At 67.8% G+C, this 24,888-nt stretch carries 24 protein-coding genes and 1 tRNA gene; 6 read left to right on the top strand and 19 right to left on the bottom strand.

The window, feature by feature from the left end:
* Nucleotides 1–118 precede the first annotated feature (118 nt).
* The 3 genes from K307_RS36670 to K307_RS36660 are packed head-to-tail and all read left to right on the top strand — an operon-like array spanning nt 119 to nt 3,327.
* Nucleotides 119–1,129, top strand: a complete 1,011-nt coding sequence (locus tag K307_RS36670; RefSeq protein ID WP_042885994.1) for a tripartite tricarboxylate transporter substrate binding protein — start codon at nt 119–121, stop codon at nt 1,127–1,129.
* An 11-nt stretch (nt 1,130–1,140) separates the two neighbouring features.
* Nucleotides 1,141–2,154 carry an NADPH:quinone oxidoreductase family protein gene (locus K307_RS36665; RefSeq protein ID WP_042885993.1) on the top strand — a complete coding sequence of 338 codons (1,014 nt, stop codon included), beginning with the start codon at nt 1,141–1,143 and terminating at the stop codon, nt 2,152–2,154.
* A gap of 15 nt (nt 2,155–2,169) precedes the next feature.
* Nucleotides 2,170–3,327, top strand: coding sequence for a CaiB/BaiF CoA transferase family protein (locus tag K307_RS36660; protein ID WP_042885990.1), 1,158 nt, complete (start codon nt 2,170–2,172; stop codon nt 3,325–3,327).
* A gap of 62 nt (nt 3,328–3,389) precedes the next feature.
* On the opposite strand, the gene K307_RS36655 is transcribed toward K307_RS36660, so the two are convergent.
* From K307_RS36655 to K307_RS36645, 3 genes are all read right to left on the bottom strand, one after another.
* A tRNA-Val gene (locus K307_RS36655) sits at nt 3,390–3,466 on the bottom strand.
* A 108-nt stretch (nt 3,467–3,574) separates the two neighbouring features.
* Nucleotides 3,575–5,125: a class I adenylate-forming enzyme family protein gene (locus K307_RS36650; RefSeq protein WP_042887885.1), complete on the bottom strand. Its 1,551-nt coding sequence runs from the start codon at nt 5,123–5,125 to the stop codon at nt 3,575–3,577.
* A gap of 64 nt (nt 5,126–5,189) precedes the next feature.
* Nucleotides 5,190–6,188 carry a tripartite tricarboxylate transporter substrate binding protein gene (locus K307_RS36645; RefSeq protein ID WP_042885989.1) on the bottom strand — a complete coding sequence of 333 codons (999 nt, stop codon included), beginning with the start codon at nt 6,186–6,188 and terminating at the stop codon, nt 5,190–5,192.
* A gap of 345 nt (nt 6,189–6,533) precedes the next feature.
* Between K307_RS36645 and K307_RS36640 the strand changes: the two genes are divergently transcribed.
* On the top strand, nt 6,534–6,854 hold the full coding sequence (locus tag K307_RS36640) for a helix-turn-helix domain-containing protein (RefSeq protein WP_042885987.1): 321 nt from the start codon (nt 6,534–6,536) through the stop codon (nt 6,852–6,854).
* Nucleotides 6,847–8,169, top strand: coding sequence for a HipA domain-containing protein (locus K307_RS36635; protein ID WP_042885984.1), 1,323 nt, complete (start codon nt 6,847–6,849; stop codon nt 8,167–8,169). Before K307_RS36640 ends, K307_RS36635 begins: the two co-directional genes overlap by 8 nt.
* A gap of 9 nt (nt 8,170–8,178) precedes the next feature.
* On the opposite strand, the gene K307_RS36630 is transcribed toward K307_RS36635, so the two are convergent.
* The 7 genes from K307_RS36630 to dapC all read right to left on the bottom strand — a co-directional run bounded on the left by K307_RS36630 (nt 8,179) and on the right by dapC (nt 14,708).
* Entirely contained in the window at nt 8,179–9,438 is a 1,260-nt protein-coding gene (locus K307_RS36630; protein WP_042887883.1) for an MFS transporter, read from the bottom strand.
* A 211-nt stretch (nt 9,439–9,649) separates the two neighbouring features.
* A complete protein-coding gene (gene prmB / locus K307_RS36625; RefSeq protein WP_042885983.1) occupies nt 9,650–10,543 on the bottom strand; it encodes a 50S ribosomal protein L3 N(5)-glutamine methyltransferase in 894 nt (297 codons plus the stop codon).
* A 23-nt stretch (nt 10,544–10,566) separates the two neighbouring features.
* Nucleotides 10,567–11,718 (bottom strand): succinyl-diaminopimelate desuccinylase, encoded by a 1,152-nt coding sequence (gene dapE / locus K307_RS36620; RefSeq protein ID WP_042885981.1) that lies wholly within the window; start codon nt 11,716–11,718, stop codon nt 10,567–10,569.
* 21 nt (nt 11,719–11,739) lie between these two features.
* Entirely contained in the window at nt 11,740–12,087 is a 348-nt protein-coding gene (locus K307_RS36615; RefSeq protein WP_042885980.1) for an ArsC family reductase, read from the bottom strand.
* 43 nt (nt 12,088–12,130) lie between these two features.
* A complete protein-coding gene (locus K307_RS36610) occupies nt 12,131–12,514 on the bottom strand; it encodes a hypothetical protein (protein ID WP_042885978.1) in 384 nt (127 codons plus the stop codon).
* Nucleotides 12,515–12,614: 100 nt separating this feature from the next.
* Nucleotides 12,615–13,442 (bottom strand): 2,3,4,5-tetrahydropyridine-2,6-dicarboxylate N-succinyltransferase, encoded by an 828-nt coding sequence (gene dapD / locus K307_RS36605; protein WP_022535359.1) that lies wholly within the window; start codon nt 13,440–13,442, stop codon nt 12,615–12,617.
* Between the two features lie 66 nt (nt 13,443–13,508).
* Complete coding sequence (gene dapC, locus K307_RS36600) at nt 13,509–14,708, bottom strand: succinyldiaminopimelate transaminase (RefSeq protein WP_042885976.1); 1,200 nt, start codon at nt 14,706–14,708, stop codon at nt 13,509–13,511.
* Between the two features lie 193 nt (nt 14,709–14,901).
* On the opposite strand from dapC, the gene K307_RS36595 reads away from it, so the two are divergent.
* Nucleotides 14,902–15,867: a DMT family transporter gene (locus K307_RS36595; protein ID WP_042885975.1), complete on the top strand. Its 966-nt coding sequence runs from the start codon at nt 14,902–14,904 to the stop codon at nt 15,865–15,867.
* Nucleotides 15,868–15,891: 24 nt separating this feature from the next.
* Here K307_RS36595 and K307_RS44685 read toward each other — a convergent pair whose 3' ends face one another.
* The 9 genes from K307_RS44685 to K307_RS36555 form a co-directional block, all read right to left on the bottom strand.
* On the bottom strand, nt 15,892–16,479 hold the full coding sequence (locus K307_RS44685) for an SCO family protein (RefSeq protein WP_051975336.1): 588 nt from the start codon (nt 16,477–16,479) through the stop codon (nt 15,892–15,894).
* Nucleotides 16,476–18,644, bottom strand: a complete 2,169-nt coding sequence (locus tag K307_RS36585; protein ID WP_051975335.1) for a heavy metal translocating P-type ATPase — start codon at nt 18,642–18,644, stop codon at nt 16,476–16,478. Before K307_RS36585 ends, K307_RS44685 begins: the two co-directional genes overlap by 4 nt.
* Nucleotides 18,645–18,655: 11 nt before the next feature.
* Nucleotides 18,656–19,411: a sulfite exporter TauE/SafE family protein gene (locus K307_RS36580; protein ID WP_042885972.1), complete on the bottom strand. Its 756-nt coding sequence runs from the start codon at nt 19,409–19,411 to the stop codon at nt 18,656–18,658.
* 245 nt (nt 19,412–19,656) lie between these two features.
* Nucleotides 19,657–19,866 (bottom strand): hypothetical protein, encoded by a 210-nt coding sequence (locus K307_RS36575; protein WP_035824470.1) that lies wholly within the window; start codon nt 19,864–19,866, stop codon nt 19,657–19,659.
* Complete coding sequence (gene ccoS / locus K307_RS48260) at nt 19,859–20,035, bottom strand: cbb3-type cytochrome oxidase assembly protein CcoS (RefSeq protein WP_116320632.1); 177 nt, start codon at nt 20,033–20,035, stop codon at nt 19,859–19,861. The genes K307_RS36575 and ccoS overlap by 8 nt, the downstream gene beginning before the upstream one ends.
* An 8-nt stretch (nt 20,036–20,043) precedes the next feature.
* On the bottom strand, nt 20,044–21,759 hold the full coding sequence (locus K307_RS44680; protein WP_063771730.1) for a cbb3-type cytochrome c oxidase subunit II: 1,716 nt from the start codon (nt 21,757–21,759) through the stop codon (nt 20,044–20,046).
* Nucleotides 21,756–23,186, bottom strand: a complete 1,431-nt coding sequence (locus tag K307_RS36565; RefSeq protein ID WP_051975334.1) for a cbb3-type cytochrome c oxidase subunit I — start codon at nt 23,184–23,186, stop codon at nt 21,756–21,758. The genes K307_RS44680 and K307_RS36565 overlap by 4 nt, the downstream gene beginning before the upstream one ends.
* Before the next feature lie 40 nt (nt 23,187–23,226).
* Nucleotides 23,227–23,685, bottom strand: coding sequence for a hypothetical protein (locus tag K307_RS36560; protein WP_042885970.1), 459 nt, complete (start codon nt 23,683–23,685; stop codon nt 23,227–23,229).
* Nucleotides 23,686–23,733: 48 nt separating this feature from the next.
* Nucleotides 23,734–24,861, bottom strand: coding sequence for a metallophosphoesterase family protein (locus tag K307_RS36555; protein WP_042885968.1), 1,128 nt, complete (start codon nt 24,859–24,861; stop codon nt 23,734–23,736).
* Between the last annotated feature and the right edge of the window lie 27 nt (nt 24,862–24,888).

The following is a 24,888-nucleotide window of genomic DNA, read 5'->3' as shown; positions in this document are numbered from 1 at the left end:
CTCGCGCCGGGCGGGAATCGCCGGCGGCGTGCGGGTGGCCTAGACTGCGCTGGCATCCCTCGCGTACTGCCGACCACAGGCAGTCATCAAAGAAGGGAGCCAAACCGGAGACGAACCAATGTTGACCCCTTGCCTGCAGCGGCTGCGCGCCGCCATGCTCGGCGTAGTGCTGGCCGCAGCCGCGGCCGCCAGCGTCGCCGCGACTGATTCCTCCATCGGCAATGACAGCGAACCCTATCCATCGCGCCCGCTGACCATCGTGGTGCCCTCGGTGGCCGGCAATGTGAACGATGCGGTGGCGCGGCTCATTGGGCAGGAGCTGACCAAGAGCTGGGGCCAGCCGGTCATCGTCGACAACAAGCCGGGCGCAGGGACCACTACCGGCACCAAGTACGTGGCCCGCGCTGCGCGCGACGGCTACACGGCGCTGCTGACCTTCACCGCGCACGTGCAGAACCCGTCGCTGTACCCGCGCATCGGCTACGATCCGATCGCCGACTTCACGCCGGTCAGCGAGGTGGCGATCTCGTCGACCATCCTGGCAGTCTCGCCGGACTTCCCGGCACGCACCCTGCCGGAGCTCGTGGCGCTGCTCAAGGCCAACCCCGGCAAGTATCCGTACGGCTCCTACGGTGCCGGCACCACCGGCCATATCCTGGGCGAGCTGCTCAAGCGCGACGCGGGACTGCAGATGGAGCACGTCGCCTACAAGGGCGGCGCGCCGCTGGCCACCGACCTGGCGGCTGGCCACGTGAAGATCGGCTTCATTGCGGTCGGTACGGCGATGCCGCTGCTGCAGGGCGGCAAGCTGATCCCGGTGGCGATCGCCGGCACCGAGCGCTCGGCGCTGCTGCCCAAGGTGCCGACCTTTCGCGAGGCAGGCTACAAGGGCTTCGAACCGGATGCATGGATGGGCCTCCTGTTCCCGGCCGGCGTACCGAAGGCGCGGGTGGAGGCGCTGTCGCGTGAGGTCGCGCGCATCGTGCGCCTGCCCGAAGTCGCGAAGAAAATGCAGGACCTCAACCTGGTGCCCGTAGGCGGCACGCCGGAGGCCTTCGCCGCGGTGATGAAGAGCGACCGCGACAAATGGAGCCGCATCATCCGCGATGTCGGCATCACGCTGGAATGACAGGATTACCGATGCAAGAGGACGATTACCTGGGACTGGTCTGCACCCGCTGGTGCCACTGGAGCGAACTGGAGCTGCAGCGCATCCCGCGCCGCCCGCTCGCTCCCGGGCAGGCGCGCATCCGCGTGCGGCATGCAGGCGTGGGCTTTGCGCTGAGCCTGTTCGTCTCCGGCAAGTACCAGCGCAAGCCGCCGCTGCCGTTCACGCCCGGCACCGAGGCGGCGGGCGAGATCATCGAGGTGGCGCCCGACGTCACGCGTCTGCGCCCGGGCATGCGCGTGGCCGCGGCGCTGGACTGGGGCGGCTTTGCCGAGGAAGTGGTGACCACCGCCGACACGGTCTATCCCGTACCCGACGGGCTGGAGCTGGCGCACGCCGCCGCGCTGCCGGTCACCTACGGCACGGTCTGGGCCGCGCTGGCGTGGCGCGCCGCGCTGCAGCCGGGCGAGACCATGCTGGTCCACGGCGCCAGCGGCGCGCTGGGCACGGCGGCGGTGCAGGTGGGCCGCCTGATGGGCGCGCGCGTGATCGCCACCGCGAGCACCGAGGCCAAGCGCGAGGCGGCGTTGCGCAACGGTGCCGCGCATGCGCTGCCGTCCGACGCGGCCACGCTGGCAGCATCGGTCAAGGCGCTGTGCCCGGCGGGCGGGGCGGACGTGGTGTTCGATCCGGTGGGCGGGGACCTGTTCGATGCCTCGCTGCGCTGCACGGCGCCGGGGGCGCGGCTGCTGTCGATCGGGTTTGCCAGTGGGCGCATCCCGGAGGTGCCGACCAACCTGCTGCTGGTCAAGAACCTGTCGCTGATCGGCTTCAACTACGGCTACTACATCGGCTGGGGCCTGACCGACGAGCGCAAGCGCTTTGCGCCGCAGGTGCAGCAGGTGGTCGCGCAGATCATGCAGGCGGTGGCGAGCGGCGAACTGGTGCCGCCGGTGCTGCAGCATTTCCCGCTGCGCGACTGGCTGGCGGCGGTGGACACGACGATGTCGCGCCGCGCCATCGGCAAGGTCATGCTGGATATCTGAAACGCGGAGGACGACATGCAGCACGCACAAGCGATACCCGGCAACAATGACGAAGCCATGCTGGACGGCCTTACCGTGCTCGACCTGAGCCAGGGCATCGCCGGTCCGTATTGCGGGCTGATCCTGCGCCAGCAGGGCGCGCGCGTGATCAAGGTAGAGCCGCCGGGCGGCGACTGGTCGCGGCAGATGGGGCGCATCCGCGCCGGCCACACCGCGATCGCGGTGGCCTGCAACGCCGGCAAGGAAAGCGTGCTGCTGGATGCGCGCACCGAAAGCGGCCGCGCGGCAATCGCCAGCCTGGCGGAGCGGGCCGACGTGGTGATCCAGAACTTCCGGCCCGGCGTGGCCGAGCGCATGGGCGTGGGCTACGAAACGCTGGCAGCGCGCAATCCGGCGCTGGTCTATGTTTCGATCTCCGGCTACGGCCATGCGGGCCCGATGGCATCGATGCCGGCGGTCGACACCACCGTGCAGGCCTTCAGCGGGCTGATGCACCTGAACCGCGACGCCGCGGGCCAGCCGCGCCGCATCGCCTTCTACCTGGTCGACCTGAGCACCGGCCTCTATGCGGCGCAGCATGCGTCAGCCGCCTTGTTCAAGGCGGCGCGCCGCAGGCAGGGCCGGCACGTGCGGCTGTCGCTGCTGGAGACCAGCGCGGCGCTGCAGTCCTACCTGATGGTGGACGATGCCATGTTCCCGGATGCGGAACTGGCCGCCGCCAACGCGCCTACGGGGCTGTTCGCGGCCGCCGATGGCATGCTCTACGTCAGCATGCTCAACGACGCGATGTTCGCGCGCCTGGCGCGGCTGCTGGGTTTCGATGACTGGCTGGCGGACGCCGAACTGCAGAGCAGCGCCGGCCGGCTGCCGCGTGCGGCGGAGCTGAACCGGCGCGTGGCGCAGGCCCTGGCCGCGCAGCCGCTGGCGCACTGGGAGGCGCTGCTGACCGAGCATGACGTGCTGTTCGGGCGCGTGGGCCATGCGCGCGACCTGCTGGAGAGTCCGCAATGCGCGCAGGCGGGGGTATTCGGCCGGCTGCCGCTGGCGGAGATCGGCGAGGTGCCGTGGGCCAACCTGCCGGGCATGGCGGGCGCCGTGGCGCCGACAGGCGAGGCGCCTGCGCTGGGGCAGCACACGGAAGCGGTGCTGGCAGAGTTCGGCATCGGCGCCTGACAGGCGAGCGCCAAAGAAAAACGGACGGTGCGCAATGCGTACCGTCCGTTTCCTTTATGCGTTGGTAGGCTCGATTGGACTCGAACCAACGACCCCCACCATGTCAAGGTGGTGCTCTAACCAGCTGAGCTACGAGCCTAGCGAAGGCGCGAATTATAGAGACGCCTTTGCAATTGCGCAAGCACCCTCGCGAACTTTCTTCGATTGTGCTTTGCCCAGCGCGTCTCGTCCGGTCACACCTGCGCGATCAGGCCTGCACCAGCCGGTCGCGCAGTTCGCGCTTGAGCACCTTGCCGATCGCACTGCGCGGCAGGCTATCGACCGCGTGCACTTCGGCCAGCCGCTGGGTCTTGCCCAGGCGCTCGTTGGCCCATGCCAGCACGTCTTGCGCCGTGGCACCGGCACCCGCGCGCAGCGCGACGAAGGCCACCGGCGTCTCGCCCCAGCGCTCCGACGGCACGCCGACCACCGACACCTCGGCGACGGCCGGGTGCTCGCGCACCACGGCCTCGAGATCGCTCGGGTAGATGTTGAAGCCGCCCGAGATGATCATGTCCTTCTTGCGGTCGAGCAGCACCAGGAAGCCGTCTTCGTCGAAGCGGCCAATATCGCCGGTGCGGATAAAGCGATTGCCCTGTGCATCGCGCCATTCGGTTTCCGCGGTCTTCTCGGGCTGGTTGTGGTAGCCGTTCATCATCGCCGCCGAGCGTCCCACCACTTCGCCGACGCTGCCCGGCGGCAGCTCGCGGCCCTCGTCGTCGATGATGCGGATATCGGCGCCCGGCGCGGGGCGGCCGACGGTGTGCAGCTTGTCCGGGAACTGGTGGGCCTGCAGCAGGCAACTGCCGCCGCCCTCGGTCATGCCGTAGAGTTCGGTCAGCCCGCCCGGCCAGCGCCGCAGCACATCGGCCTTCAGCGCCGGGCTGAACGGTGCGCTGGTGCAGAACTTCTGCTGGAAGGATGACAGGTCGTGGCGATCGAACTCCGGATGCGCCAGCAGGCGCTGGTACTGCACCGGCACCAACATCGTATGGGTGACGCGATGCTGCTGCGCCAGCGCCAAGTACTCGCCGGCATTGAACTTGGCCATCAGGATCGCCGTGCCGCCCAGGCCGATGGTCGGGAAGAAGCTGGCCAGCGTGGTGTTGGAGTAGAGCGGCGTGGACAGCAGCGTAATCGCGTGCGTGCCGTAGCCGGTGGCGGCGCCGCGCGACACATGCGCCCAGCGCATGCCGTGCGACTGCACGATGCCCTTGGGCAGGCCGGTGGTGCCGGACGAGTAGATGATGTTCAGCGGCATCTCGGGGCGGATGTCGGGCTCAGTCACCGGCGTGCCGGCGGGAGCGAGCCAGGACTCGTAGGGTTGCCCGGCATCGCTGCCGTCGAGGGTGACCACGGGCGTGCCGGCCAGCTTGTCGCGCACGGGCTGCAGGGCTGCTGCCACGGCGGCATCGGCGAACAGAATGCGCGCGCCTGAATCGGCCACCATCCCGGCCAGGCTTTCCGCTGTGGACGACGGGGCCAGCGGCGCCACCACCACGCCGGCGCGTACCGCGCCCAGGTAGGCCGCCGCATATTCGATCGAGGACGTCGCGCAGATGGCGATGGCCTCGCCGGGGCGTACCCCGTCGCGTGCCAGCGCCGCGGCGATGCGGTCCATGGCGGCGTCCAGGCCGGCGTAGTCCATGACGCGCTCGCCCTGCATCAGCGCGCGCTGCGCGGGGCGTTGCGTGGCATGCTCGCGCACGAGCACGGACATGGTGGTGAAGGGGCGTTGGAGCGGGGTCGGTTGGGTCATAGTCGGCAAGAGGATGCGGGCGCCGGCCTGGCCGCGCCCGATGGGCAATGACGGATTGGAGAATTTACTGGATCTGCGCGCCGGATTCCTTGACCACCTTGCTCCAGCGGCTGATCTCGGCATCGATATGGGTGCGCAGCGCTGCCGGCGTGGAGCCCACCGGCTCGTAGCCGTTGGTGGCCAGCGTGGCTTTCAGGTCGGGCTGGCGCAGCACCGTGGCGATCTCGGTGCTGAGGCGGTCGATCACTGGCTGCGGCGTGCCGGCCGGGGCCAGCACCGCGTACCAGCCGGTGATGCTGATGCCCGGCACGCCGGCTTCGGCCAGCGTCGGCACGTCGGGCGCGACCGCGGCGCGCTGGCTGCCGGTCACCGCCAGCGCGCGCAGCTTGCCGCTCTTCACATGCGGCAGCGTGGTCGAGATGCTGTCAAAGGTCAGCTGGACCTCGCCGGACAGCATCGCCGTCACCACCTGTGCGCTGCCCTTGTAAGGGACATGGGTCATCTTGACGCCCGCCACGGAATCGAACAGCTCGCCCGCCAGGTGGCCGGTATTGCCGTTGCCGGCCGAGGCAAAGGTCAGCTTGCCGGGCGCGGCTTTGGCCTGCGCGATCAGCTCCGCCACATTGGTGGCCTGCAGCGACGGGCTGCCGGCCAGGATCATCGGCAGGTTGGCCACCAGCGACACCGGGGCGAAATCCTTGCGCGTGTCGTAGGGCAGCTTCGGGTACAGGCTGGCATTGATGGCATGCGCGGCCAGCACCATGATCAGCGTGTAGCCGTCGGGTTTGGCGCGCGCCAGCGCCTGGCTGGCGATGGTGCCGCCGGCGCCCGGCCGGTAATCCAGCACTACCGGCTGGCCGAGCCGCTCCTGCAGCTTTGCCGCGACCGGGCGCGCCAGCAGGTCGGCACTGCCGCCCGGCGGGTAGGGGATCAGCAGCTGGATCGGGCGCGACGGCCAGGTCTCGGCCTTCGCGGCGAACGGTACGGCGGCGACTGCGGCCGTGGCCAGCAAGCCGGCCAGCCATGCGCGACGGCCCCAGGCGGGGCGCAGGGTGGATGCCATGAACTTGTCTCCTCGTTATGCCGGCGGCGCAGTGCGGCCGTGGTCCCCTGTTGTCGGATATAGGGTGGGACGCTGGTGTCACACAGACGGTAAAGGCGTTAGCGTGCTGGTGGAATTCTTAAATCGATAAGTCTGGCTTTTTGCAGGTGGAGCGGTAACCCGGCGCGGGGCCGAATTGTTGTGCCGGTCGGCTTGTGCCGGGAGGTATCCTTCTCAAAAATCTTTGCGAACGAGGAGATTTCAGGGTCGGGGCGGTGGTTGCAAGGCAAAATCTTTGCGCTCGAGGAGATTTCTTGATTTTCTGGGCAGGGCGCACTAAAGTCTTTGCGATCAGGGAGATTTTTTGTGCAACTGTCACTCAACGACCCCAGCGATATGGGCGCCTTCGTGCGCGCCGCCCGCAAGGCCCAGGGCCTGCGGCAGGACGATGCCGCCGGCGCGATCGGCGTCAGCGAGAACTTCATGGTCCGCGTCGAGAACGGCGCGGAGGGCATCCAGTGGGGCAAGCTGTTCCAGGTGCTGGAAGGGCTGGGCCTGCGCGTGACGGTCGACGTGCCGGAGGCGGCGGCGCCGCTGGTCGACGCCGAGCGGGACAAGCTCAGGCAGCGCCAGGCGCGCAGCCACAAGCGGCGCGCGGCAGCACGCGGGACCGGCCAGCATGGCTGAGCGCGTACTGGTCGCCAGCATCAACGGCATGCCGGTTGGCGAGCTGCACGATGCCAACGATGTCTGGTCGTTCCGCTATGACCCGGCCTGGCTCGGCAGCCCGCATGCCTTTGCGCTGAGTCCCGCCTTGCCGCTGCAGGCGCCGCCACTGGCCGACGGCAGCACGTTGCGCCCGGTGCAGTGGTATTTTGACAACCTGCTGCCCGAGGACGGCCAGCGCGCGCTGCTGGCGCGCGACGCCAGCATCCGCAACGAGGCCGACGCCTTTGCGCTGCTGGCGCACTACGGCGCGGAGTCGGCGGGCTCGCTGACGCTGCTGCCGCCGGGGCGCACGCCCGCCGCCGTGCCGAACCTGCGGCCCCTGACCGATGCGGCGCTCGATGCGCGCATCCACAGCCTGCCCAGCGTTCCGCTGACGCATGGCGCGGTCAAGCGCATGTCGCTGGCCGGTGCCCAGCACAAGCTGGCGGTGGTGCTGCGCGACGGCGCGTTGTTCGAGCCCGGTGCAGATACCCCGTCGACGCATATCCTGAAGCCGACGCACCAGATGCAGGAGGTCTATCCGCATTCGGTCGCCAACGAATGGTTCGTGATGTCGCTGGCCGCGCGGCTGAAGCTGGACGTGCCGCCGGTACACCGGCGCTACGTGCCGGCGCCGGTCTACCTGATCGACCGCTTCGACCGGCGCCTGGCGCCCACGGGGCAGTGGGAGCGGCTGCATGCGATCGATGCCTGCCAGCTGCTGAACCTGCCGCGCACCTTCAAGTACGACCAGGGCAGCGTCGAGCGGCTGGCGGAACTGGCCGCCCTATGCCGCGCGCCGGCGGTGGCGCGGGCGCGGTTGTTCGACTGGCTGGTGTTCAACATCCTGGTGGGCAACTCGGACGCGCACCTGAAGAACCTGAGCTTCCTGGTGTCCGATGCGGGCATTGCGCTGGCGCCGTTCTACGACCTGCTGAGCGAGGCGGCCTATGCCACCCGCACCTATGGCAAGACCGGCTGGCCCGAGGCGCACCGGTTTGCGTGGCCGGTGCTGGGTGTCGAATTCTATGGCGATTTTTCACGCGCGCTGGTGCTGGAGGCGGGGCGCGCTCTGGGGTTGACGACGGTGACCGCCGAGCGGCGGCTGGATGCGATGCTGCGCGGCATCGGGCCAGCGGCTCAAGCACTCTACGAGCAGGCCGAGAAGCAGAACGCTGCCATGGCACAGGAGCGCCCGACGCTGACCAGCGGGTTTGCCGGCGAGTTGGCGTGCCTGCGCGTGATCCGCTTTACCGTGATTGCCGACATGGTGCGGGCGCTGTCGCCGGCCTGATGCGGAGGTCTAGTTGGTCGGATGCGGCGGGCTGAAGAAATACAGCACCAGCGCTGCGCCGATTAGCACAGCGGCCGACACGAAGATCGCCGAATAGGTGAATGCCACCGGCCACTCGCGCACATGGCCCGCATTGGCGATCAGCCCGAAGGCCCATGACATCAGCGCCGAGCCCAGGAACACGAAGGTATTGAGCAGCCCCAGCCCGCGTCCGCGCCGCGACGGCGGGATCAGGCCGCGGCCCTGTGACATCACCAGCGGGTGCAGCATGCCGATAGTCGACAGCAGCGCCATCATCGCCACCCCGTAAGCAATGCCGGTGGCTGGCCACAGCGCCAGCAGGATCGCACCCGACATGGCAAAGCACGACCAGCCGACGATGGTGGTCTTGAGCGTGCTGCGGCGGACCAGCACCGGCAGCAGGAAGGCGGTCATGAAGCCGGCTAGGCTCAGCAGCGTCAGGGCCACCCCGCGCGGCGCCGAGCCCAGGCCGAACACGTCGGCGAGGTAGGGCCCGCTCCAGGCGTTGCGGAAGGCGGTGCCGGCGGCCATGGCTACGCACAGCGGGATCAGCGTCCACAGCGGCGCCAGTCGCAGCAGTTGCATGCTCTCCGACAGCATCGCCGGCCACGATGCGCTGCGTGCCTCGGCATGGCCCTGGTCGCGCACGAAGCGCCAGACCCCGTAGCAGGCCGCCACCATGCCCAGCGCCGACACCGCCATCGACGGGCGCCAGCCGATCAGCGAGATCGCCCAGCCCAGCGGCGCGGTGGCGCACAGCGCGCCGATCATGCCCATGGCGTTGGAACGGCTGACCACGCGGGTGTAGTCGCGCTCGGACAATTGCTCGGAGGCGAAGTGCAGCAGCCCCATGAACACCGGCGCGCAGGCCAGTCCCAGCCCGACCTGCGCCAGCGTGGCAGCGGTGCCGTTGGGGGCGAGCACGAATACGATCGACGACAGCGCGCCCACGGCCAGCAGCATTGCGGTAGGTCGGCCTACACCGTAGCGGTCGAAGGCGATGCCCACCGGGATCTGCGCCACGGCGAAGGCCAGGAAGAACGAAGACGACAGCGCGCCGAAGCCCGCCGGTGACAGGCCGAAGTCATGCTGCAGTTCGGGCGCCATGACCGCCAGGCAGGAGCGGAAGAACTGGCTGAGCGCGAAGGCAAAGGTCAGCATGGCGATGCCGCGTACGGCATGCGTGGCCGCGGCCCGGGCGGGCAGGGCGTCGGGTGAACCGGGGAGAGGGGTGTTGCTGGCGGTCACGGCTTCAGGGTTTGCCACGGCACTGGGTGCGGTATCTGCAGCGAGTGTAGAGCTTGCGTGAGATTCATGGCCGTGGGGTGGCCGGTGTTCGCCCAGATTGCGCGTGGGGTGAGCAGGTCCGCTGACGCTTGAGATCCTGATTGTTTGCTCCCCTCTCCCGCAAGCGGGCGCAAGCGGGAGAGGGGAGCAAACAGCCGGTTCGCTATGCCGATTACCCCGGCAATCCGTCGTACGTCAGCAAGAACACCTGCTCATCGCCCGCGCTGACCGGCAGCCAGATGATCTCCAGTTCCGGGAAGGCGGCTTCAACATTGGCATGCTCATTCCCAATCTCCACCACCAGCACGCCTCCGGGGTTCAGGTGCGCCTTGGCCCCGGCAATAATCCTTCGCACCACATCCATCCCATCGTTCCCGCCAGCCAGCGCGATGCGCGGCTCGGCCAGGTACTCGGGCGGCAGCGACTGCATCGACGCCTCGTTCACATACGGCGGATTGGTCAGGATCACATCGTAGGTCGCGCCATGCGGCAGCGGCGCGTACAGGTCGCCCTGGTACAGCCGGATACGGTCATCCATCTTGTAGTCGGCCACGTTGCGCCGCGCCACCGCGAGCGCATCGGGCGAGATGTCGACGGCGTCGATCTTCGCGTTGAGCCACACGTGCGCGGCGACGATCGGCAGGCACCCCGAGCCGGTGCACAACTCCAGCACGGGGCCGATCTGCTCGGTCTCGCCGACCCACGGCTCCAGCCCTTCCTGCAGCAGTTCCCCGATAAAGCTGCGCGGCACGATCACGCGCGAGTCCACGTAGAAGCGCAGGCCGTGCATAAAGGCTTCGTGCGTGATGTAGGCGGCCGGGACGCGGTCGTTGACGCGGCGGTCGATGACCTTCAGCACGGCATCGATTTCTTCCGGCAGCAGGCGCGCATCCAGGAACGGGTCGAGCGTGTCCAGCGGCAGGTTCAGCGTATGCAGCACCAGGTAGGCCGCTTCGTCATAGGCGTTGGCGCTGCCGTGGCCGAAGGACAGGCGCGCGGCGGTAAAGCGCGAGACTGCGAGACGCAGCAGGTCGCGCACGGTGCGCAGGGGGGAGGGCGTTGCCATGTGGGTGTCTTTCGGCGAAAAAATCAGGCGATCAGGCGTTCCAGCACGCCGCGGTAAACGTTCTTCAGCGGCTCGATAAAGCGCACTTCGACGTGCTCGTCGATCTTGTGGATGCTGGCGTTGGGCGGGCCGAACTCGATCACCTGCGGGCAGATCCTGGCGATAAAGCGGCCGTCGGAAGTGCCGCCGGTGGTCGACAGCTCGGTCTGGAAGCCGGTCTCGGCCTGGATCGCGGACGACAGCGCCTCGGACAGCTCGCCGCGCGGTGTCAGGAAAGGCTCGCCGCCCAGGGTCCAGTCCAGCGTGTATTCGAGGCTGTGGCGGTCCAGGATCGCATGCACGCGCGCCTTCAGGCCTTCCGGCGTGCTGGCGGTGGAGAAGCGGAAATTGAAGTCGATGGTGATGTGGCCCGGGATCACGTTGGTGGCGCCGGTGCCGCCATGGATGTTCGACATCTGCCAGCTGGTGGGCGGGAAGTATTCGTTGCCCTGGTCCCAGACCTCGGCGGCCAGTTCGGCCAGCGCCGGAGCGGCTTCATGGATCGGGTTGCGCCCCAGGTGCGGGTAGGCGATATGGCACTGAATGCCCTTGACCGTGAGCTTGCCCGACAGCGAGCCGCGGCGGCCGTTCTTGACCATGTCGCCGAGCGCGTTGACCGAGGTCGGCTCGCCGATCACGCAGTAGTCCAGTCGCTCGCCGCGTGCGGTCAGCGCTTCCACCACCTTGATGGTGCCGTCGTGCGCCGGGCCTTCCTCGTCGCTGGTGATCAGGAAGCCGATCGAACCGGCATGCGCGGGATGCGCCTTGACGAACTCTTCCACTGCCACCACGAAGCCGGCGATCGAGGTCTTCATGTCGGCGGCGCCACGGCCGTACAGCTTGCCGCCACGGTGGGTCGGCTCGAACGGGTCTGAGTGCCATTGCTCCAGCGGGCCGGTCGGCACCACGTCGGTATGGCCGGCGAACACCAGCAGCTTGCCGTCCTTGCCCTGGGTGCCGCGCTTCACCGCCCACAGGTTGGTCACGCGGAAATCGTCAGGGCCGCTGACGAGGGCTTCGCAGTCGAAGCCGAGCGCCTTAAGGCGGGTTTCCAGGATGGCCTGGCAGCCTTCGTCGGCGGGCGTGACGGAGCGGCGGCGGATCAGGTCTTCGGTCAGGGCAAGAGTGGCGGTCATGGGACAGCGGAAATCAGGAAATCAGAACTGGCTGGCGTACTGGTCGGCGGAGAAGCCGACCATCACCTTGCCATCGTGGGCCAGCACCGGGCGCTTGATCAGCGACGGGCTTTGCTGCATCAGCGCGATCGCGCCGGCTTCTTGCTCGGCGCGGGCCTTGTCGGCGTCCGACAGGGCGCGCCAGGTAGTGCCCTTGGGGTTGAGCAGCGTGGCCAGCGGCACGTACTTGAGCCAGCCGCGCAGCATGGCTTCATCCACGCCTTGCTTCTTGAAGTCGTGGAAGCTGTAGGCCACGCCGTTGGCATCCAGCCAGGTGCGGGCTTTCTTGACGGTATCGCAGTTGGGAATGCCGTAGAGCAGGACGGTCATGGCTAGTCTTGATGGAATGCAGGTGTGTTGCCTTGCGGCTGGATCAGCGGAACAACAAATTCAGCGCAATCACCAGGCCGCCCAACCCCAGCGCCACGCCGCCCATCGCCACCGCGGTCATCAGCCGCAACCGGCGGTCCAGCCGCGCGGCTTCCTTGCGCAGGGCCTCGATGGTGATGGCGTGCTGCTCGGCCAGCAGCTTGACCGCTTCGGCCTGCTGCACGGCGGCCGCTTCCAGCTCGGCAATGCGGGCGGCGGGATCGCGCGCATCGGCCACCGCGCCTTCGGGCGTGCCGTCCTTGCGCTTGCTCTTCTTCAGCTTCTCGATGGTCTTGTTGGCCTGCTCGAGAATGGTGGGCAACAGGGAGAGCACGGTACTGACGGTGGTGGGATCCAGGGCCATGAGTCGCTTGCGGAGGGAAGGCATGTTCAGCCTGGCCAGGCGGGGTGACGACGGGAAATGCGGTCCCGGGGCACGGCCCCGGGACGGGGTGGCGCAGCCCTCGGGGCTTGCGCCGTGCGGGCGATCAGTCGCCGCGCAGCAGGTCGTTCAGGCTGGTCTTGGCGCGGGTCTGCGCGTCGACCTTCTTCACGATCACGGCGCAGTACAGGCTGTACTTGCCATCCTTGGACGGCAGGTTGCCCGCCACCACCACCGAGCCGGCCGGCACGCGGCCATAGTGGATCTCGCCGGTTTCGCGGTCGTAGATCTTGGTCGACTGGCCCAGGTACACGCCCATCGAGATCACCGAGTTCTCTTCCACGATCACGCCTTCGACCACTTCCGAGCGCGCGCCGATAAAGCAGTTGTCTTCGATGATGACCGGGTTGGCCTGCAGCGGCTCCAGCACGCCGCCGATGCCCACGCCGCCCGACAGGTGGACGTTCTTGCCGATCTGCGCGCACGAACCGACCGTGGCCCAGGTGTCGACCATGGTGCCTTCATCGACATAGGCGCCGATGTTGACGTACGACGGCATCAGCACGGCGTTCTTGGCGATGAACGAACCGCGGCGGGCCACGGCGGGCGGCACCACGCGGAAGCCGGCCTTGGCGAAGTCGTCGGCGCTCCAGTTGGCGAACTTGGTCGGCACCTTGTCGTAGAACTGGGCAAAGCCGCCGGCGCTCATCGGCGCGTTGTCTTCCAGGCGGAACGACAGCAGCACGGCCTTCTTGACCCACTGGTTGACGATCCAGTCCTTGCCTTGCTTCTCGGCTACGCGCAGCGTGCCGGCGTCGAGCTGGCTGATGACGTTGGCGACAGCCTCGCGGATATCGTTGGGGGCGGACTTGGGCGACAGGCTGGTGCGGTCTTCCCAGGCCTGGTCGATCAGGGCTTGCAGTGCTTGCGTCATGTTCGTTTTTTCAGTGGTTGATTGGATGGCGGGAGAAGGCGAAATTTCCTCCCGGGAAAGTGCGGGTCAGCCCAGCGATTTGCAGAATTCCACGATCCGGCGCGCGCCTTCCAGGCATTCCTCGGGCGTCGCCACCAGCGCCATGCGCACGCGGTTGGCGCCGGGGTTGATGCCATCGGCCTCGCGCGCCAGGTAGCTGCCGGGCAGCACGGTCACGTTCTGCTCGGCCAGCAGGCGCGCGGCGAACTCGGTATCGCTCAGCCCCGTGCGCGAGACGTCGGCCCACAGGTAGAAGCCGGCGTCGGGCAGCGCCACGTCCAGCACCTCGGCCAGCATCGGCGTCACTTCGCTGAACTTGCGCACGTAGGCGGCGCGGTTCTCGCGCACATGCGATTCATCGTTCCAGGCGGCGATGCTGGCGCTCTGCACCGCCGGGTTCATCGCACCACCGTGGTAGGTACGGTATAGCAGGAATTTCTTCAGCAGCGCGGCGTCGCCGGCAACGAAGCCCGAGCGCAGCCCCGGCACGTTGGAGCGCTTGGACAGGCTGGAGAACATCACCAGCCGTTCGAAGCCGCGGCCCAGTTTGTGGGCGGCTTCCAGTGCCCCCAGCGGCGCGCGGCCTTCGTCGAAATAGATCTCGGAGTAGCACTCGTCCGAGGCGATCACGAAGCCGTAGCGGTCGGACAGCGCAAACAGCTGCTTCCAGTCGTCCAGCGACAGCACCGCGCCGGTCGGGTTGCCCGGGGTGCACACGAACAGCAGTTGCACCTTTTGCCAGACTTCGTCGCCGATGCGGTCGAAAGCCGGGGCAAAGTTGCGCGCCGGGTCGCTGTTGGCGAACACCGGCGTGGCGCCAGCCAGCAGCGCGCCGCCTTCGTAGATCTGGTAGAAAGGGTTCGGGCACATCACCAGCGCGCCGGGCCTGGTGCCGTCGACCACGGTCTGCGCAAATGCAAACAGGGCTTCGCGCGAGCCGGTCACCGGCAGCACTTCGGTCGCGGCATTGACCTTGGGCAGGCCGTAGCGGCGTTCCAGCCAGCTGGCAATGCACTGCCGTAGTGCGTCCGAACCGGCCGTTGTGGGATAATTCGCCAGCCCCGCCAGTGACTCCGCCAGCGCTTGCTTGATGAATTCGGGCGTCGGATGCTTGGGTTCGCCGATGCCAAAGCTGATGGCCGGCTTGTCGGCAGGCTTCACCTGCGCGAAGAGCACCCGCAGTTTCTCGAACGGGTAGGGCTGGAGCAGGTCGAGGCGCGGATTCACGTTGTAAAGGTCGGGGCCGGTTAAAACGACGCATTATAGAGGAACGGCGCGGGATTCCGTGCGCCGGACCGGCCCGCGCGGCCGGCCGGGGTACGGATGGCGGGCATCACGCCATGGTGATGCCACCGGCGCCGTCCGGGGCGAGCCTGTGCAGGAACGGCAGGCGTCCCGGCTAGCCTCCACAGATTCCCTCATGAGCACAAATACTGTTGCGGCGCAGCATGCGCCGTCTGACCGCCATGCGGTCAAGGCTTCTCTTTCTATCCTGCTGGGCGCCTCGGTCTGGGGCATCGCCTGGTTCCCGTACCGCGTGCTGGCGGGCTGGGGCCTGGGTGGCATGCATGCCGCGGCGCTGGTCAGCTCGGTGGCGGCCATCGTGTCGCTGCTGGCGTTCCGCCGACAGCTGGCCGGCCTGCGTCCGCACTGGCTGTTCGTCGCGATCGGGCTGGCCGCGGGCGTGACCAACGCCGGCTTTGTCTGGGGCAGCGTCAACGGCCATGTGATGCGGGTGCTGCTGCTGTTCTACCTGACGCCGGTCTGGACCGCGCTGTTCGCCCGGCTGTTCCTGGCCGAGCGGCTGTCGGCGGCGGGGCTCTCGCTGGTGGCGCTGGCGCTGTTCGGCGCGGGCCTGATGCTGTGGACGCCGGAGGTCGGCGTGCCGCTGCCGGGGACCGCCGCGGAGTGGTCCGGGCTGGTCGGCGGCATGGGCTTTGCCGTCAACAACGTGCTGTCGCGCCGCGCGGGCCAGCGCTTCCCGGACATGGATGCACGCGTGCGCACGGTGGTGGTTTACCTCGGCTGCACGGTGGTGGGTGTGCCCGCCGCGCTGCTGCTGGACGGCCCGTCGGTCACGATTGCCGCGGGCGCGCAGGTCAGCGCCGCCATGCTGGTGCTGGGCCTCGCGGCGGTGCTGGTGGTCAGCAACTCGGTGGTGCAGTACGGGCTGCAGCGGCTGCCGGCCAACCGCGTGTCGCTGCTGATGCTGTTCGAGATCGTGATCGCGGCGGTATCGGCGTGGTGGCTGGCGACCGAGGTGCTGAGCTGGAAGGAAGCGGCCGGCGGGCTGTGCATCGTGGCGGCCGGGGCCTTGTCGGGGCTGGTGCACCGAAGCAGGCCGGTGCGTGCTTCGGCAGTGCCTGACGCCGAACTGGCCGCCTAGGCTTTTCCTTGTGCGGCGTTCGGATCACTTGCGCACGCGTGCCTTCAGATAGGCGGCGGTCAGCAGCGGCACGTCGAACGGCGCCAGGAACTGCCCGTGCACCGTGGCATCCGGCCCGACCAGGATCAGCGAGCCGGGATAGGCTGCGTTGGGGGCGGGTGGCACGCCCGGTCTGGCGCCGAGATCGTCGATCATTCGCGCCAGCGTCTCCGGGCTGCCGGTGGCACCCATGAAGCGGGCGTCGTAAGGGGCAAGGTAGCGCCGTAGTGCGTCCGGCGTATCGCGCTGCGGGTCCAGCGAGACGAACAGCACCTGCGTGGTGGCAAGCTTCTGCGTCGTGCTGATGCGCTGGTACATCCCCGTCAGCGCCGTCAGCGCCGCGCCGCATGGCGCTCCGCAATGGGTGTCTCCCAACAGCACGAGGGTCCAGCGGCCTTGCAGCTGCGCCTGGGTAAATGCGCGGCCATTCTGGTCGGTGAGGCTGAAATCGCCCACCGGCCAGCCGCGCGACGACAGGTCGGTGCGCTGGCTCTCGTTGTGCGTGGCCGGCGCAAGGCCCGGCAGCGAGACGGCGAAGAGGCAGGCGGCCAGCCTGGCCAGCCATCGGTTCATGGTGAAACTCCCTGACCGGATCGCAATGCAGCAGGATGGCCCAGTGCCGTGGCGCCAGCGCTCTCGGCGGTGCCTGCATTCGCATCGGCAGTTGCGCTGGCGCGCCACGAGCGCATCGCCACGAACACGCTGGAGCCGGCCATCAGCACCGCCGCGAGCACCGGTTGCAGCAGCCCGCTGGCGGCCAGCGCCAGCGCAATCGCGTTGTAGCCGAAGGCCCAGGCCAGGTTGGCCCGGACCGTGCGGCGCACCTGGCGCGCTTGCTGCAACAGCCACGGCAGGCTGGCCAGGCCCGAGCGCGGCAGCACGACATCCGCGCTTTCGCGGGCCAGGTCGGAGGCATTGCCCACCGCGATGCCGACCGAGGCAGCCGCCAGCACCGGGCCGTCATTGAGGCCATCGCCGACCATGGCGACCAGCCCTGTGCCGGCGGCCCAGTCGCGCAGGGCACGCACCTTGTCCTGCGGCAGCAGCCTGGCCTGCCACGCAGCGATATGCAACGCGCCGGCCATTGCCGCCACCGCGTGCGGATTGTCGCCGCTCAGCAGCAGCGTGTGCAGGCCCTGGCGCTGCATCTCGGCGATCACGTCGCCAACATGCGGCATCGGCAGCGTGCGCAGCGCGATCAGGCCGTGCGCCTGGCCCCCCCAGCCGACCAGTACCAGCGTGCATCCCAGTGGCGCCGTAGCGAGCAGGGCGGGTGGCACGTGCCACCCGAGCGTGCCGAGAAAGGCGGGCGATCCCAGCGCGCAGACCATGCCGTCGAATCGACCGGACAGGCCCTCGCCGGCATTGGCCTCGACTTCATTGGAGGCTGAGGGGGGCGATGCCGCGGCGCGCGCCATGGCGGCAATCGAGCGCGCAACCGGATGGTCCGAAGCCTGCGCCAGCGCAGCCGCCACGCGCAGGACTTCCGCGTGGCTGGCGCCTTCGGTCTGCATGCCGACGGGGTGCAGCGTGTCCGCCGTCAGCGTGCCGGTCTTGTCGAAGGCAATGCCCTTGAGCCGCGCCAGCCTTTCCAGCACGTCGCCGCCGCGCACGAGAATGCCGCGTTGTGCCGCCAGTCCGATCGCCAACGCATGCGTGAGCGGGGCTGCCAGGCCCAGCGAGCACGGGCACGCCACCACCAGCACGGCCAGTCCGGCCAGCATCGCGGCATCCGCCGCCTGCGCCGGAGCGACTGCCCGGCTGCCCCAGAACCATGCACTGGCCGCCGCCAGTGCCAGCACGCCCGGGATGAACACGGCAATGATGCGGTCGACAGTGTCGCCCGCCAGCGATTTGCGCGCCAGCGCTTCACGCACCTGCCGGCCGATCTGCTGCCACCGGGTCTGCGAGCCGGCCACCGTGGCACGGACCAGCAGCGGGCGGCTGCCGTTGATGCTGCCGGCGTGCACCAGCGCGCCCGGCGGCTTGAACTGCGGCTCGCTCTGCCCGGTCAGGACGGCTTCGTCGCACTCCGAGCGGCCATCCACGACGATGCCGTCGACTGGCACGCGTTCGCCGGGAAGTATCCGCACCAGTTCGCCCGGCCGGATGTCGACGACGGCGCGCCAGTCTTCGGTGCCGCCATCGACCACGCGCGCCTCGGCGCGTTCAGCCGCCAGCATCGGCGCGAGGCGGCGCGCGGTGCGTACGCGCACCCGAGCTTCCAGCAGGCGGCCCAGCGTAAACAGCAGCAGCACCATGGCGGCGGTGTCGAAATAGACCAGGCTGGAGCCGCGCAGCACCTGCCAGCCCGAATAGCAGTAGGCGGCGAGCACGCCGATGCAGACCAGGGTGTCGGTCGACAGCCGTCCCTGCCGCATGGCCTGCCACGCGCCTTCGGCAAATGGCCGCCCGAGCAGCAGCACCAGTGGCGTTGCCAGCGCCCACAGCAGCCAGTGAACCGGGCCGCGCAGCCAGGCTTCATCCCCCGTGAAGGCATCGGCGTAGAGCAGCCAGCTGAACAACATGACGTTCATCGCGAGAAACCCGCCGACGCCGAGCCGGATCAGCGCGGCCGCAGCCTGCGGTTCCTCGTGCTCGCCATGGTGCACCTGATAGGCCAGGCAGCAGCCATAGCAGCAGAACCAGTGCGTTGCGCCGTCCAGCTCGCGCTGCTGGCCCAGACGTCCGACCGGCAACTGGCAGTGACTGCAGGCGTGCGTGGTTTCGATGGGCATAGGAGGCCTGGCTAATGCAGGTGGGCGCTCATCGGCACCACGCCGCGCGCGAGCGTGATCAGTCCGAGCAGCACGATGAACGCGCCGGCGGCGCGCACGCCCTGCATGCGCCAGCCCAGGTGCGCCGCCGGCGCAGGCAGGAAGCTGGCCACGACGGGCTGCACCGGGATGCTCGCAGGCCGACGCCGCGCGCGCCACCAGAGCCCGAGGCCGCCCATCGCCAGCATGGTGGGCAAGGTGCCGAGCCCGAACGCGACCATGATCTGCAGGCCGCCCAGCGCAGTGCCGCTGGCTGCCGCCTGCGCAGCGAAGGCATAGACCAGAGGGCAGGGGAGGAAGCCGTTCAGCACGCCAAATGCCAGTGGCGCGCCAGGTCCGGGCTGGCGCAGCAAGGTGTGCAGCGATTGCGCCAGCCACTGCGCGCCCGCGCCGCCCAGCGCATGGCCGCCACGGCCGAGGAGCCCGGCCAGGTTCAGCCCGATCATCAGCATCAGCACCCCGGACAGGATGGCCAGTCCGCGCTGCACCATGCTGGCCGCGCTGCCTTCACCCGCATGACCGACCAGCAGCATGCCGAGATAGCCGGCCAGCGTGCCGAGGAAGGCATAGCTGCCGATCCGGCCGAGGTTATAGCTCAGGTGCCGCAGCAAGGAGGCAAGGCGTCCGCCGGGCGCGGGGCCCAGGCCACAGGCAAAGCCACCGCACATGCCGACGCAGTGCATGCTGCCGGCGGCGCCTGCCAGGAACACCAGCCACAGATCGCTCATCGCCTCTCCTGCTACTTGCGTACCGCCAGATAGACCACCCAGGCAAAGAAGCCAACCGTGATGATGACGAAGATCCAGAAGGCGATCGCTTCGGCGAGGGTCATGACGGGCTCCGCTTACAACAGGCGCAGTCCAAGCACGTTCAGCGCGAGTTCGCCGAACAGGAAGGCCAGGTTCAGCATGGCCAGCGCAAGCAGCAGTCTCGGTATCATGGTGGGCTCCGGTCAGTGTTGCGGACTGTCGGGTCAGCGCGTCAGGTCCAGCCCTGGCCCGAGCCCGCCCCAGTAGGCGTAGCCGTAGTACAGCGCCCAGACGAACAACACCAGGTAGACGACCAGCAGCCACGCGTTGATGCGGCCATGCCGCGCCTGGATATGGCCGCCGCCGTAGCCTTCGGTCTGGTGGTGATGCGGCTCTTCCTGCCCGGCGGGCGGGCTATCGCGTTCATCATTCATGGCCGGATGCCTCCGCTTCGTCATCCTTGACTTCGGCCCGGTAGGCCTTGTACTTGATGGCCTCGACGTCCTCGAACAGGCCCGACAGCACGGCCCAGATAAACACGCAGACCGCGCCGAGGCTCATGAAGAAGGCCACCACGAATTGCAGGAAGGTGAGTTCAGCCATGCTCGCTCCTAACGCTCGTCAGCAAATGCGAAGCCGTGCCGCCTGGCCCACGCCTCGCCGGCATAGGTGCTTGGCTGGCCGGGCTGCCCCGGCTGGTCGGCCCCCGGGGGACGATAGGCCTGGCGCGATTCGTCGGCGCGCAGGTCGGGGTCGTTCAGCGCGGCTTTCTGCTCGGGCGGAATCGGCAGCGGCTGGCCGGTCAGCGGATCGGTGTAGGCCGACAGGGACAGGACGAAGTAGGCCAGCGCCCAGCGGTCGTCCTCGGACACCGTGTCGCTGAACGACGGCATCGGCGTGCCGGACAGCCCCGTGCTCATGGTGCGGAAGATGTCCTTCACCGATGCCCCGGACTTGAACTGCCCGGTGGTCAGGTTGGCCGGCGGGATCGGGAAGCCGAAATCGTCCTTCAGTCCGGGCGCCTTTTCGCCGTCGCCCTTGCCGCTGCGCCCGTGGCATTCCCAGCATTTGGCGCGGTCCCAGGCCTGCTTGCCGCGCTGGATCAGTTCGGCCGAGGGCTTGGGCGGAACGCCGATGAAGATCGGTGCGAGCGGTGGTTCTTCGAGGAAATAGTAGTAAGGCTTGTCCGGTTTGCTGCGGTCGGCCGCCAGTACGTACTTGATGTACTGGATCACCGCCAGCCGGTCTTTCTCCGGCAGTTCGTGCCAGCTCGGCATCGCCGTGCCGCGCACGCCGCGCGTGATGGTGCGCAGCAGGTCGCCGTCATCCGGCATGGAGCCCGATGGCGTGAGCCGGAACTTGAATACGCCCAGTGTGAAGTTGCGCGGGCGGTCCTTCTGCATGAACGCGGCGGCCGGCCCGTTGCCGTCGCCCTTGACGCCATGGCAGCCAAGGCAGCGGCGCTCATACACGTTCTTGCCGTGCGCGATCCACTCCTCGGAACGCGGGATGCTCGTCTGCGAGGCCTCCATCTGCTGCGGTTCGAAGCGGTCGCGCCACTTGCCGCGGTTGGTGCCGAGCTTCTGCAGGTAGGCCACCAGCGCGCGCAGGTCTTCCGTGTCGGCGATCAGGATCACGGTCTCGCCTGTGAATTCCTTGTTGGGGGTCAGGATCACGGGGTACTTTCCGCGCTCCGGGACGTAGAGCAGGCCGGCCTGGTTGGGCGTCAGCGTGATGGTCTGGCTGCTGCCGAAATCGAACAACTTCCGCGTCTCGGGCGTGTTCTCGATGGTGCGGCGGCCCTGCTGGTCGGTCACCAGCCTTGCGGTGTGCGGCTCGGAAAACAGCGCGGAAAAGCGAGGCATGATCGAGTCGGGCGACAACATGCGCGGATCCCAGAAATGTGCCAGGTGCCAGGCATCGCTGAACTTCAGGCCGACGCGTGAGAGATCCGGGCCGATGCGCCGCGTCGAGAACAGGTGCGGCAGGTCGAACGCGTATTCGCCGGCCTGGGCGACCGGGCCCCAGCGCCGGGTCTCGCCGGTGACCGGGCGCACGAACTGCGAGTGGCAGTACCAGCAGCCCTCGCGTGTATAGACTGCGCGGCCGCGCAGCTGCAGCGGCGTGTAGTCGGTGGCGCGCGCTTCCATCCACTTGAGTTCGCCCAGGTCGGTGCGCACCACCTGGGTGACCTTGTCGGTGCGCGACTGCGGCTCCAGCATCGGCAGCACGCCCTGCACGAAGGCGGCCAGCGAGATGCAGCCGAATCCCGCGATCAGCGCATAGAAACGCAGGCCGTAGCGGCCATCGGGGCGGCGCGGGGTCATGTGGACGCTCCGCGTACGGCACCCGTGGCGCTCGATGCCGTGGCGGGCTCGGCCGACAGCACGGTGCGCATCAGATTGTAGACCAGCAGCGACATGCCGGTGTCCATCGAGATGCCGGCCGTGGTGCGCACCAGCCAGTAGGGCCGGATGGCCACTAGCGAATCCACCCATTCCACGCCCGCCATCAGCATGTAGCCCTGCTGCAGGCCGGCCATGGTCAGGTCCAGTCCCATCAGGCTGATGCCAAAGGTGATCAGCCAGAACGACCAGTTGCCGAGCCGTGGCGACCACAGCGGCCGCGCCACCAGCCTGGGTATCACATAGACCGTGCCGCCGATGGCCCACACGACGAAGGTGCCGAATACCGTCAGGTGCGAGTGCGAGATGACGAAGTCGCTAAAATGCGTTGGCTGCTGGATCGCGCGCAGGGCCTCGGTCGAGCCCTGGAAGCACCCCGCCAGGTACATCAGCGAGCCCATGATCAGGAATTTGGCGGTCAGGTTCTGGGTGAAGGTGTGCCAGCGGCCCATCATGGTGCCGAAGAAATTCTGCAATACCGTCCAGACCGGCACGATCAGCAGCATCGAGGTGATGATCGCCAGCGTCTCGGCCCAGTCGGCGATGGGGCTGTACAGATAATGGTGGATGCCGACGAAGGGATAGAACAGCGCCAGCGACCAGAACCCTACCAGCGACAGCTTGTGGCTGTAGACCGGGTTCTGCACGCTCGCCGGCAGGAAGTAGTAGATCAGCACGTAGCCGGCAGGCGTGATCCACAGCCCCACGATGTAGTGAATGAACAGGCCGTGGAAGGCGGCGCTGTTGATGCCGGTGATGGTGTAGGGCAGGATAAAGCTGCCCAGCACCAGGTTCATCACGGTCCAGACAAAGGCGCCGATCAGGTACCACACCGCCACGTAGAGCTGCGGCTCGCGCCGGTGCGCGATCGTCATCAGGAACTGCACGGTGGTGACCGTCACCACGAAGAAGATGATGGCGTCAATTGCAATCGGGAATTCGCCGGCTTCCAGGCCCTGGTTGTAGCCGAGCATCAGCGATGCCATGCCGGCAACCAGGCCCAGGTTCCACACCCATACCAGCCAGTGTCCCCACCGGCCTTTCCAGACCGGCACGCCGCACAGGCGCGGCAGCAGGTAGTAGCACAGGCCGATGAACAGCGTCGAGAAGGCGCCGAAGATCACGCCGTTGACATGCATCGGCCGCAAGCGGCCGAAGGTCAGGTATTGCGAGGTCCCCAGGTAGTCGGGGTAGTTGAACAGGCTGGAGATGGTCACGCCGATGCTGGGCGTGAACATCAGCCAGAACAATCCCCAGTAGAGCCACTTGAGAATAAGCCCGCGGTCGATCAGCGAATCCAGGTCGGGAAATGCTTCGGATGGGTCCGATGTCGCGCGGGCGGCAGTCATATGATCTTCTCTCCCTTGGTTTTCACAGCCGGCCAATCGCTCAGTGCCTGCCAGGATCGAGCTTGCTGTTGCGGTTCGAGTAGTAGATGTAGGCCTCGAGCGCTTTCATCGCCGGCCCGTTGGGGTCGATCTTCTCGCCTTCATTGGGCTTCTCGATGCACCAGTTGATCATGTCGCGCAGCGTGGCGAACTCGTTCATCTGCTCCTGGAACTTGGGAAACTCGTGCGGGTGGGTGTCGGACGCATACGGGTGGCACATGGCGCAGGCCACGCCGGTGTTCGAGAGCTTGACATTCAGCTGCTTCTGCGCGCCGGGATCGCCGTGGAACAGCTGGTCGCCGACCTTCACCTGTTCCATGAACACCTCTTCAAACGCTTTCAGCTGGTCCGCCGTGTGGGGTTCCTTGTGTGCCATCGGCTGGTCGCTGTCGTAGCCGAGCAGCAGCAACACGGCTACCCCCGCCGTCAGGGCCCGGGCATGCCATTTGTCTTTCTTCATCATTCGCTCCTCACGCATTGCTGCGCCGGATCAGGGGTGCTGGCCGGTCTAGATCCGGTCGGCGATGCGCGGGCTGAGGACCTGGTTGCGGTTGTCCTCAGTGCCGGAATCCGCCGGCTGATCGGCGAAGACCGTCTTGCGCCACATCTTGTATTCGTTCTCCACCCGTCCCTGCGGGGTCATGGTCAGCGTGCTCCAGCCCACGCCGTCGAAGTGATCGCCCGGATCGGCGCGAATCATCGGCTTGGTCAGCAGCGGCACGCCTTCCGGCGCGTAGGGCCATGGCCACGACGTGGCCAGCATGCCGATCGAGCGCACCTTGCCGATCTCGTTGTAGAGCACCTGGTGCGTATGGCCGTGGACGTTGGTGACGTTGGCGTAGGGCTTGAGGATTTCATGCGCTTCGCGCCAGTCGCGGATCCAGAAATTCCACGGCGGGTAGTACTCGTACAGCGGCGTATGCGTGAACAGGATGACCGGGTTGCTCTTGGGCCAGTTCGACAGCGTGCTGTTGAGCCAGCGCAATTGCTTTTCGCCGATCGCCGACCAGGCACCACCCAGCGTGCCGTCGAGCGTGGCCATATGTCCCATGCGCTCTTTCGGCGTCATCTTGCGTGCCGTCCAGAAGTCCGGTGCGGCGGCGACCGTGTTCAGGCCGATCACGCGCACGCCTTTGTGGTCGAAGGTCCAGGGCGTGTTGCCGAAGGTCTTGTTCCAGGTCGAGCCCATGTCGAGGTACCAGTCATGCTCGCCCGGGATGAAGACCTTGCGGACCTTCACTTCCTTCAGCAGTTCGGCGCCGAGTTGAAGCTCGACGGGGTCGCCCAGTTGCGCCAGGTCGCCGCCGAAAATCATGAAGTCGGCAGGCGGATTCATCGCCTGCACTTCCTTGAAGGCGCGAACCGTCTTTTCCACGAAGCGGGAGTTGAGCTCCCTGGGATAGAGGTGCGTGTCGGAGACCCAGGCAAAGCGGAAGTTCTGGCCAGTCTGCCCGTAGGCCACGTCGAGGGTATTGAGGAGCGGGAAGAACCCGCATGCGGCGGCGCCCGCAACGCCTTTGAGCAGCGCCTGGTGCAGGAAAGTGCGGCGCGTCCATACTGCTGCGCCTTCCGGGCGATCGCCCGGACCGGTCAGGGTCCGGTGCAACTCGCGTCGTTCGAGTTCGAATGAGTTCATCTGGCGGTCCTCCGCCCCCGGGGGGAT

This window comes from Cupriavidus necator A5-1 (assembly GCF_000744095.1).
GTDB classification, from domain to species: domain Bacteria; phylum Pseudomonadota; class Gammaproteobacteria; order Burkholderiales; family Burkholderiaceae; genus Cupriavidus; species Cupriavidus necator_A.
This window is presented reverse-complemented; position numbering and strand designations above follow the sequence as displayed.

Excerpts from the sequence above, each read along its gene's own strand:
- K307_RS36670 (WP_042885994.1), top strand. The coding sequence starts at position 119 with ATGTTGACCCCTTGCCTGCAGCGGCTGCGCGCCGCCATGCTCGGCGTA.
- K307_RS36665 (WP_042885993.1), top strand. The coding sequence starts at position 1,141 with ATGCAAGAGGACGATTACCTGGGACTGGTCTGCACCCGCTGGTGCCAC.
- K307_RS36660 (WP_042885990.1), top strand. The coding sequence starts at position 2,170 with ATGCAGCACGCACAAGCGATACCCGGCAACAATGACGAAGCCATGCTG.
- K307_RS36650 (WP_042887885.1), bottom strand. The coding sequence starts at position 5,125 with ATGACCCAACCGACCCCGCTCCAACGCCCCTTCACCACCATGTCCGTG.
- K307_RS36645 (WP_042885989.1), bottom strand. The coding sequence starts at position 6,188 with ATGGCATCCACCCTGCGCCCCGCCTGGGGCCGTCGCGCATGGCTGGCC.
- K307_RS36635 (WP_042885984.1), top strand. The coding sequence starts at position 6,847 with ATGGCTGAGCGCGTACTGGTCGCCAGCATCAACGGCATGCCGGTTGGC.
- prmB (WP_042885983.1), bottom strand. The coding sequence starts at position 10,543 with ATGGCAACGCCCTCCCCCCTGCGCACCGTGCGCGACCTGCTGCGTCTC.
- dapE (WP_042885981.1), bottom strand. The coding sequence starts at position 11,718 with ATGACCGCCACTCTTGCCCTGACCGAAGACCTGATCCGCCGCCGCTCC.
- K307_RS36615 (WP_042885980.1), bottom strand. The coding sequence starts at position 12,087 with ATGACCGTCCTGCTCTACGGCATTCCCAACTGCGATACCGTCAAGAAA.
- K307_RS36610 (WP_042885978.1), bottom strand. The coding sequence starts at position 12,514 with ATGCCTTCCCTCCGCAAGCGACTCATGGCCCTGGATCCCACCACCGTC.
- dapD (WP_022535359.1), bottom strand. The coding sequence starts at position 13,442 with ATGACGCAAGCACTGCAAGCCCTGATCGACCAGGCCTGGGAAGACCGC.
- K307_RS36595 (WP_042885975.1), top strand. The coding sequence starts at position 14,902 with ATGAGCACAAATACTGTTGCGGCGCAGCATGCGCCGTCTGACCGCCAT.
- K307_RS44685 (WP_051975336.1), bottom strand. The coding sequence starts at position 16,479 with ATGAACCGATGGCTGGCCAGGCTGGCCGCCTGCCTCTTCGCCGTCTCG.
- K307_RS36585 (WP_051975335.1), bottom strand. The coding sequence starts at position 18,644 with ATGCCCATCGAAACCACGCACGCCTGCAGTCACTGCCAGTTGCCGGTC.
- K307_RS36580 (WP_042885972.1), bottom strand. The coding sequence starts at position 19,411 with ATGAGCGATCTGTGGCTGGTGTTCCTGGCAGGCGCCGCCGGCAGCATG.
- K307_RS36575 (WP_035824470.1), bottom strand. The coding sequence starts at position 19,866 with ATGAATGATGAACGCGATAGCCCGCCCGCCGGGCAGGAAGAGCCGCAT.
- ccoS (WP_116320632.1), bottom strand. The coding sequence starts at position 20,035 with ATGGCTGAACTCACCTTCCTGCAATTCGTGGTGGCCTTCTTCATGAGC.
- K307_RS44680 (WP_063771730.1), bottom strand. The coding sequence starts at position 21,759 with ATGACCCCGCGCCGCCCCGATGGCCGCTACGGCCTGCGTTTCTATGCG.
- K307_RS36565 (WP_051975334.1), bottom strand. The coding sequence starts at position 23,186 with ATGACTGCCGCCCGCGCGACATCGGACCCATCCGAAGCATTTCCCGAC.
- K307_RS36560 (WP_042885970.1), bottom strand. The coding sequence starts at position 23,685 with ATGAAGAAAGACAAATGGCATGCCCGGGCCCTGACGGCGGGGGTAGCC.
- K307_RS36555 (WP_042885968.1), bottom strand. The coding sequence starts at position 24,861 with ATGAACTCATTCGAACTCGAACGACGCGAGTTGCACCGGACCCTGACC.